The organism is Leptolyngbya sp. Heron Island J, assembly GCF_000482245.1.
Lineage (GTDB): Bacteria > Cyanobacteriota > Cyanobacteriia > Phormidesmidales > Phormidesmidaceae > Leptothoe.
This window is the reverse complement of sequence record NZ_AWNH01000024.1, coordinates 68980-76389: the sequence shown is the minus strand read 5'-3', so window position 1 is coordinate 76389 and position 7410 is coordinate 68980. Positions and strand designations below refer to the sequence as shown.

Below are 7410 nucleotides of genomic sequence, written 5' to 3'. Positions count from 1 at the left end.
CTCTGTTTTTTCAAGCCTTAGCTGCGCGCTATCCTAATGCGGACAAAATCCAGGTTGTGCAGGATAATCTCAACACCCATAATGTCAGTTCTTTCTATGAATACCTGACGGCTGAGGAGGCCTTTGCCCTTGCCCAACGGTTTGAGTTTCACTACACCCCAAAGTCAGCCAGTTGGCTCAATATGATTGAGATCGAGTTTTCGGCACTGGCTAGAGGCTGTTTGCATCAGCGCATTCCCACACAAGACCAATTAGAGCAAGCGGTGCTCGCCTTGGTGCAAGAACGGCATGACCAGCGTATCCGCATCCATTGGCAATTTTCAGTTGAGGCCGCACGCGATAAATTTCAGAAGCATTATGTCAAAATTCGAGAAGATAAGACTCTCTAAAATGGTAGAAAACTTACTTTCCAGTGTACTTAATAGCAGTGGCTATATTGCGAGCTGTTAAATTCTATAGGATTCATGCAATTCATTATTGACAATTTTTCTTATTTAGACGATGCTAATATCATCTGCCTATGCCTGTATAGAGGCTAGCAGCACCTAAGCTAGGTTAGGTCGAGAGATTATAACTGAGCAACGATATTTTTTATGTGGGACCCTCCTAACCTGATTAACCTAAAGCTGTTAATAGTGCTATCACCCATTACAGCCGCTATCGCTTGGAGCATACTGATTTCTGAGACATCTGATTCATAACAGGACTTTCATATCTAAAACCCAACAGTCATGGACCGGAAAAATGAACCATTTTATTGATGTTGCCGTTGCCTTTTTAGGTGGCACTATTATCTCCGTTCAAGGAGGATATCGTGTATTACAACACCCGAAAAAAGAGCGCATTTTTGATCGACTAGCTGATGCCCGTTGGTTTCTTGCTGTACATTGGTGTGACCAATTTCCCACACCAGCCGGTATTCTAACCCACGATGGCCAGGTTACTTTCCAAAATCATGCGGCATTAGCAATGGGAGACACCATGTTTCTCCCATTACAGATTAGGAAAGCCGTATTTAACCATTGCCTCACCCTGGCACCGGGTGAATTTACGACCTACACAGTTCAGAATTCGTCTCAAGTTGATGAACACCAATTAGTAATTATGGGACTAGACATTGATCCCCGCTATGGAAGAGTGGCTCTGGTGAGAACAAAACAATCAGAGTCTCTAGCACCATTTTAGAGAAGCTTTTGAAAAGTCTATGAGTCTTCTTCTTCTATGACACAACCAAGCATAGACCTAAAGAGCCTACTTATCTCAGCCTATTTTAGGGTTCTATCAAAAATTGATTGAGACGGTAGCCTTTTAACTTGCCGCGAATTAACCAGGGAGCCCACCGGGCCAAAAATCTTATTTGTCTGGGGGCCTGTTTCATCAAGTCAGGGTCTGCATCCAAAAAGGTGCGTGATTGTACGAGACGTAGGTTTGCTCCCCAGGTTTCGAGCTCGTGGGGATCATTACAGGCCCACCGAAACCAACTCTCTTGAGGCAGATACCGCATGGCATCATGGGTAGACTGACTGTCAACCATGGCCTGAGCGGTAGTATCGGTCAAAAGCCAAGCTCCTGGAAAGCGTTTGGCAATTTGGGTGATCGCCTGTTTTGCTTGTACAGCGTCCAGATAGATAATCACAGCCTCAGAAATAAAACACCAGGGACCCCCCGTAGCAGCAACAGTCTCCATCCAGTCGGTTTCTAAAACGCTGGCTGCAATCATGGTGCGACGTGGTTGATCTTGAAAAAACTGTCGCCGTAACGCTAGAGTATCAGGCAGATCTAAGTCAAACCAGTAGGCCTGACCATTGTCTAAACGCTCGAAGCGTGTGTTCAGACCACAGCCAATTTCGACAATCGTTCCGGTCGGATTCTTTGATAAGAATGCTTGCACGTCTTGATCAAACATCCGCGTCCGCAGTGTTGCTCCGGTTAGAGCCTTAGAGTTTTCCCATTTTGAAAAATCATAATCTAAAGACTCGACAATTTTGACGGCTTTTTCGTCTTGGATTAAACCATTTCTTTTTTGAGTTTCTACAGCGCGTCCTAATAAAGGAATTAACAGCGTTTCTTGGACTGGGCCAAGCTCAACCGCTACTTTTGTCATTGTTCTTACACTCCGTTGATATACAACACGATGACAGTACTCTTCAGACAGCTAGATAGGGTGGCAACAACGATAGCGATGCAATTGCTAAAAATAGTAGGCTGGCACCTGTTTCTAGCATGGCCACATGCTGAATTTTGGTGTTGCAGTACCAGTCTTTTTGCCACAGAATTAGGCCAAATTTTAGAATGGCAATGCCAAAGGCGGCGGCTGTGATGGGAGCCAGCCAATGGAACTGCCACAGGGTCACAACAATCCCTATAGCAACGGCGTGAAAAACCAGCCCTGATATGATCGATGCAGTTCGAATTTTTCTCAGTTTGACCGTAAAAATAGCGCTAGAGAAAAACAATGTGTTGAGTAACCAAAGGGCGATTACACTAGTTCCAAGGGTACCAACAGTGGCTACATATGCTAGCGAGGCAGCTAAACAAACTGCAGAGAAAGCAACCAGCTCGTTAAACACCGATTTTTGCTGCCGCCACCTTACTGACACAGCATTCACGATCGCTGCAACCAGAACTGCTGCATAAATTCCTAATAACGACCCATTGTCCTGACGTTGCCACAATAGCCAAACTGCGATCGCACTGGCCATACCTCCATAGATCCCTGTCCACATCAAAAATCGTGGTTTCCAACTGCGCCGCTGTTTGATTTGTAAAACCAAGGGATGCTCTGCCTGAAAGCCACAGTAGGCACAAATCAGCGCCAGCGTTGTTGCCCAAGTCCACTGCTGAGCTGCCGCCGCTCCGGTCAGAAAAGCGACCCCCAGCATGACATACACCCCATGCTCTTGAGACACTGTAGGCCGATACCACTGTTGCTTATTATGAACAGAAGACTTATTTGCCGAAGAGGCTGTTGCGCTGATAGTCATAGCCTTACCCTACAGAAGTCGCACCGCAACAAAACCTGAGGCTAATTCCGGTGCAGGTATATCCTAATAATAATAATTATTCTCATTAGTAAACGCTGATCAGATAAACTTTAGATTGGCTTAAGACATTTAGCTCTGCCCACCTGATTAGAACCATGGTTAACATCTAACCACTCTGTCTAAAAGAAACTGCTATCTAGGGCTAAAGTGATATACTGCCAGATGTATACTTATTGCCATACTTTAGCAATAAGGTTTGACCATAAGTCGTGCCAATATGCACGCAGTTCCAGCAACTAACTGTTGCTGATTGAGAGGATGACTTGATCTAGGATAAACCCCATAGAAGATTCGCATCTTGTAGCTGAAATCCTACCGAAAATCAGTAACTTTAGAGACTGCCGTCAAAGGATAAAATCACTGAAAATCTGTTCTTGCTAAAGCTTATAAACCATCCCCACAGCCAGACCAGTTGCAGACGATAGTCGCTTGCAAACAGTTCGAATCACCATCAATAATGCATATGAAAACTTACACAGTAACGTTCATCAACAAGAAATATGGTGTCAATGCAACTATTGAAGTGCCTGAAGATGAGTACATTCTAGATGTTGCAGAAGATCAAGGCCTTGACCTGCCATTTTCTTGTCGGGCTGGGGCTTGTTCCTCCTGCGCAGGTAAAATTTTAGAAGGAGATGTTGATCAATCGGATCAGTCGTTTTTAGATGATGATCAGCTTGATGCTGGTTATGCCTTACTCTGTGTCACCTATCCTATGTCTGATTGTAAAATTGAGACCCATGCTGAAGATGACCTGTATTAGGGACCATCCTTATGCTGCTTATACATAGCAGCTAATCCACAGTCATACTCTTATCCGTTGAATCTGTATCCGTACTCTCCTCTTCTGAAACTACGGCCTCTATCAACTCACTATGGCATATGCTTTTTAAGCATTATTCTTATATGTTCAACTATAGCTGAACCAGCATTATCACGTTCTTCAACAATGACCAGTTCTTCCATTTCTGCGTTGGCTGACCCAGTAGTACGCTCTCGCAAACCCTTGTATTGGCCGACATTTTCTCCCGAACATGGGGTGATATTAGTATTAGCTGGCTCTCTTTTAACAGGAGCTTCACTGGCTCAAACATGGACTGGGGGCACCTGGCTAGCCTGTCTAGTCGGATTTTTAGGTTTACAGGCAGAACATCCGCTAATCGTACAGATAAAACAGCGTCGTAGTTGGAAACCTCGCTATCTACTCTGGGCTGGACTCTATGGGGGTGTTGCGATCGCAATCACCACATACCTGACCTATCGCCACCCAGTTTTATGGTGGATCTGTGGCGGTGCTGTCATTGCTATGGGGTTTGACATAGTGGCTGTTTTAAATCGGCGACAAAAGACCATTGATACCGAGATCCTCATGTTTTCGGCCATATGTATGGCCACACTGTTTGTCTATGGCACCAATACAGACACAATCACACTGCAGGCCCTAGGGCTATGGTTACTCAACAGTCTCTTTTTTGCCAGTGCGGTTTTTACCATCAAACTACGTAAGGTAAAAACAAGTTCTCTTCAGGGCAGCTTGGTGTACCATTGCGTTGCGATCGCACTGGCTGAAATCCTATATTCCTTGGGCTGGCTATCTCTCTTAACAGCCCTTACCCTGGGCATCACACTACTCAAATTAGCCGTTATCATAGTGTTTCGAGACTGGTACTGCAACTGCCGGTTTGAATATATCGCCCGTTTCGAAACCTATTTTGCCCTCACCTACACTGCATTAGCTTGTCTGACAGTGTTGCCAGAATACTTGCCTACATGAGGGTAAGGGTTAGCGGTGGGATTTATTTATGCTCCCAATCAGGTTTGATCAACTTGCGGCGATTGAGAAACCGATCGATGGACATAGCCGCAACACAACCGTCACCAGCCGCAACAACGGCTTGCTTAAAAGGCGTATTGCGAATATCACCAACCGCCCAAACGCCTTCAACAGAAGTATTCATCATGTCATCTACTTTCACCCCACCGTCCGGATTAAGAGCGATCTGATCATTGATATAATCCGTAATCGGTTTAGAACCACTCTGGTAGATAAAAACCCCATCTACAGGGAGTTGCATAGGAGATTTATCCAGCGGTTTAATTGTCACACTGTTGACCCCCATAATGTCCCCCTGCACATTCAGCAAACGAGCCCGAGTCCAGGGCTTAACATTTCCTTTCTCCAAAAGTTGTTGACTATGTATATCATCGGGCTTCGGAACTTTTGGCGTGATCCAATGGACTGTGGATGCAAATTTGGTTAGGACTTGAGCTTCTTCTAACGCTTCTAGATTGGAGCCAACAACGGCTACGTCACGATCTCGGTAAAAAGCTCCATCGCAGGTAGCACAGTAGCTTACCCCACGCCCCAGAAATTCACTCTCACCAGGAAATGAAGCTTTTCGCCCCATCGCTCCTGTCGCTAAAACTAAGGCTCGTCCAGCAAAAATTCCCTCGGGAGTATAGGCTTGTTTTAAGGGGCCTTCCAAATCTAGATTAAACACCTGAGAGCGCTGGTAGACAGCCCCATATTCAACAGCCTGGTCACGCATCATATCCAGTAAGGCGCTGCCACTAATATCACCCGCGACACCCGGATAGTTGGCTATTTTATGGGTAATAGCCAGGGCACCTACAGCTGGATTCTTATCTAAAATAACGGCCTTTAAATCGGCACGGGCCGTATAAAGGGCACAGGCACACCCCGCTGGACCACCACCAATAATCACCACATCAAATTCATGGGTTTCCAAAATACAAGTCCCTCAGACAGCAATAGTTAAAATTAAAATGATGCGGCCATCTCAGCGATCGCTTAGCTCCAGACTTACAGCCACATCAATAGCCTTTATTGATAGTGCTGTTCTAAAATACCACTCTCCCAATCAATCGCGATTGTACAATCGGAGAGAGCATAGGCCTGACATAGTAACGCATATCCGTCTGCAATTTGAGCATCGTCTAAAAGTAATTGTTCGGTCTGATCAAGAGCACCCATCAGCAGCTTACCAACACAGGCATAGCAAGTGCCAGTACGGCAGGGCATAGGTAAGTTTAAGCCCATCTCTTTTGCCGCATCTAAAATAGAATTATCTTCTGCTACTTCTAATAAGGTTTGCTGATTAAGGCGACTATTTTGTAAGGTAATTTGAAATGTATGCATAACACTAAATCAGTATTTAAAAAAGCTCATCTCCACCAGGTAGAGATGAGCTGGCATGGATCTCGAGGAATCCAAAGTTGAGAGACTACTAGACAAAACTGTTCAGACCGATGGAAAATGCTACAACTATAAGCATTGCAAATCCAGCCATGGATGCCTCGTAATAAGATAAATCACTGAGACGACCACTATTTTTCTGGCCAAGCAAATTATGCCACACATGGCCACCCAAAAAGATAATACCTAGCAAGCCTTGTAGAACAGCTGTCTCCAACCGATTATCACCAAAAATCTCAGTAGGATAAACAGTTTCATTGAAGACAAAAAAGATAGAGATCAAAGCCATGAGACCAACACCAGCCAGGCTGTAGGACAAGATGACATGACCATCATAGATAAAACGCTGCTTAAACCAGCCAAAAGGAGCGCGAAGAGTATGCCAGATCCCTCCTAGAATACACATAGCAGATATCCAAAGATGGCCACCAACAACATCGGATAGGTTATCTACCGCTGCCATCCCCATGGGGTCCCAGCCATGACGCGTAAATCCAAAGAGATAGCCAAAGATGATTACTGGATTAGTGGTGACATTGTCTACCAGATGAACCGTTCCTAATACAGGATCATAAATGCCACCAAAGCGTATTGCTTTAAAGACAAATAGTAAGGCGGCAAACCCCAAGAAAATTAGGTGTTGTCCTAAAATAAAGCCTAGGGTTTCTGGATTACTCCAGAGGCCTTTGTTTTTGGCCATGATGATATCATTGCCCACAGCATACTGGGTGGAGCGCTGGTTGAAAACATGGAACAGCCCTCCGGCTGCCAGAACGGCTGATGATGCTAGATGAAGGACTGCGATCGCAATCCAAACATCGGTATTCTCCATACCCCAACCTAAGTTGGCCAAACGAGGCAACAGTAACAGCCCCTGTTCGGCGATAGGGACATCTGCAATATAGTGAGAAACTTCTAAAAGGGTAAATGAACCAGCCCAAAACATAATCAAACCAGCATGAGCTAAATGCGCACCCAACAACAGCTCAGTTTGATCAATCAGACGAGCATTACCCTGCAACCATGAGAAATCCCTAGGCTGAGACAACCTAATTGTATCTGCCTGATCAACGGCAGCTGATTCTAACGCTGGTTGAGATTGCATCATCTAAACTCCTATTTCCAGTTCTATTAACCTACTCACTTAAC

At 45.0% G+C, this 7410-nt stretch carries 9 protein-coding genes; 4 read left to right on the top strand and 5 right to left on the bottom strand.

What is annotated here, in order from left to right; genetic code table 11:
• Together N836_RS47795 and N836_RS47790 are read left to right on the top strand one after the other, a co-directional pair.
• The coding region (locus N836_RS47795) for a transposase (RefSeq protein WP_023071803.1) at positions 1 to 389 on the top strand (389 nt) is incomplete at its 5' end.
• 355 nt (positions 390 to 744) lie between these two features.
• Positions 745 to 1185, top strand: coding sequence for a hypothetical protein (locus tag N836_RS47790; protein ID WP_023071802.1), 441 nt, complete (start codon positions 745 to 747; stop codon positions 1183 to 1185).
• Between the two features lie 85 nt (positions 1186 to 1270).
• Here N836_RS47790 and N836_RS47785 read toward each other — a convergent pair whose 3' ends face one another.
• Positions 1271 to 2104: a class I SAM-dependent methyltransferase gene (locus N836_RS47785; protein WP_023071801.1), complete on the bottom strand. Its 834-nt coding sequence runs from the start codon at positions 2102 to 2104 to the stop codon at positions 1271 to 1273.
• Between the two features lie 43 nt (positions 2105 to 2147).
• A complete protein-coding gene (locus N836_RS47780) occupies positions 2148 to 2984 on the bottom strand; it encodes a YwiC-like family protein (protein WP_023071800.1) in 837 nt (278 codons plus the stop codon).
• Between the two features lie 523 nt (positions 2985 to 3507).
• On the opposite strand from N836_RS47780, the gene N836_RS47775 reads away from it, so the two are divergent.
• Both N836_RS47775 and N836_RS47770 read left to right on the top strand, forming a co-directional pair.
• Entirely contained in the window at positions 3508 to 3807 is a 300-nt protein-coding gene (locus tag N836_RS47775) for a 2Fe-2S iron-sulfur cluster-binding protein (protein WP_023071799.1), read from the top strand.
• Positions 3808 to 3993: 186 nt separating this feature from the next.
• Complete coding sequence (locus tag N836_RS47770) at positions 3994 to 4818, top strand: YwiC-like family protein (protein WP_023071798.1); 825 nt, start codon at positions 3994 to 3996, stop codon at positions 4816 to 4818.
• Positions 4819 to 4840: 22 nt separating this feature from the next.
• Here N836_RS47770 and N836_RS47765 read toward each other — a convergent pair whose 3' ends face one another.
• From N836_RS47765 to N836_RS47755, 3 genes are all read right to left on the bottom strand, one after another.
• Positions 4841 to 5794 carry an NAD(P)/FAD-dependent oxidoreductase gene (locus N836_RS47765; protein WP_023071797.1) on the bottom strand — a complete coding sequence of 318 codons (954 nt, stop codon included), beginning with the start codon at positions 5792 to 5794 and terminating at the stop codon, positions 4841 to 4843.
• 95 nt (positions 5795 to 5889) lie between these two features.
• Positions 5890 to 6204 carry a 2Fe-2S iron-sulfur cluster-binding protein gene (locus N836_RS47760; RefSeq protein ID WP_023071796.1) on the bottom strand — a complete coding sequence of 105 codons (315 nt, stop codon included), beginning with the start codon at positions 6202 to 6204 and terminating at the stop codon, positions 5890 to 5892.
• An 88-nt stretch (positions 6205 to 6292) separates the two neighbouring features.
• A complete protein-coding gene (locus N836_RS47755; RefSeq protein ID WP_235071056.1) occupies positions 6293 to 7369 on the bottom strand; it encodes a chlorophyll a/b binding light-harvesting protein in 1077 nt (358 codons plus the stop codon).
• Between the last annotated feature and the right edge of the window lie 41 nt (positions 7370 to 7410).

Coding starts and splice junctions, on each gene's coding strand:
- N836_RS47770 (WP_023071798.1), top strand. CDS start 3,994: ATGACCAGTTCTTCCATTTCTGCGTTGGCTGACCCAGTAGTACGCTCT.
- N836_RS47775 (WP_023071799.1), top strand. CDS start 3,508: ATGAAAACTTACACAGTAACGTTCATCAACAAGAAATATGGTGTCAAT.
- N836_RS47785 (WP_023071801.1), bottom strand. CDS start 2,104: ATGACAAAAGTAGCGGTTGAGCTTGGCCCAGTCCAAGAAACGCTGTTA.
- N836_RS47790 (WP_023071802.1), top strand. CDS start 745: ATGAACCATTTTATTGATGTTGCCGTTGCCTTTTTAGGTGGCACTATT.
- N836_RS47760 (WP_023071796.1), bottom strand. CDS start 6,204: ATGCATACATTTCAAATTACCTTACAAAATAGTCGCCTTAATCAGCAA.
- N836_RS47780 (WP_023071800.1), bottom strand. CDS start 2,984: ATGACTATCAGCGCAACAGCCTCTTCGGCAAATAAGTCTTCTGTTCAT.
- N836_RS47755 (WP_235071056.1), bottom strand. CDS start 7,369: ATGATGCAATCTCAACCAGCGTTAGAATCAGCTGCCGTTGATCAGGCA.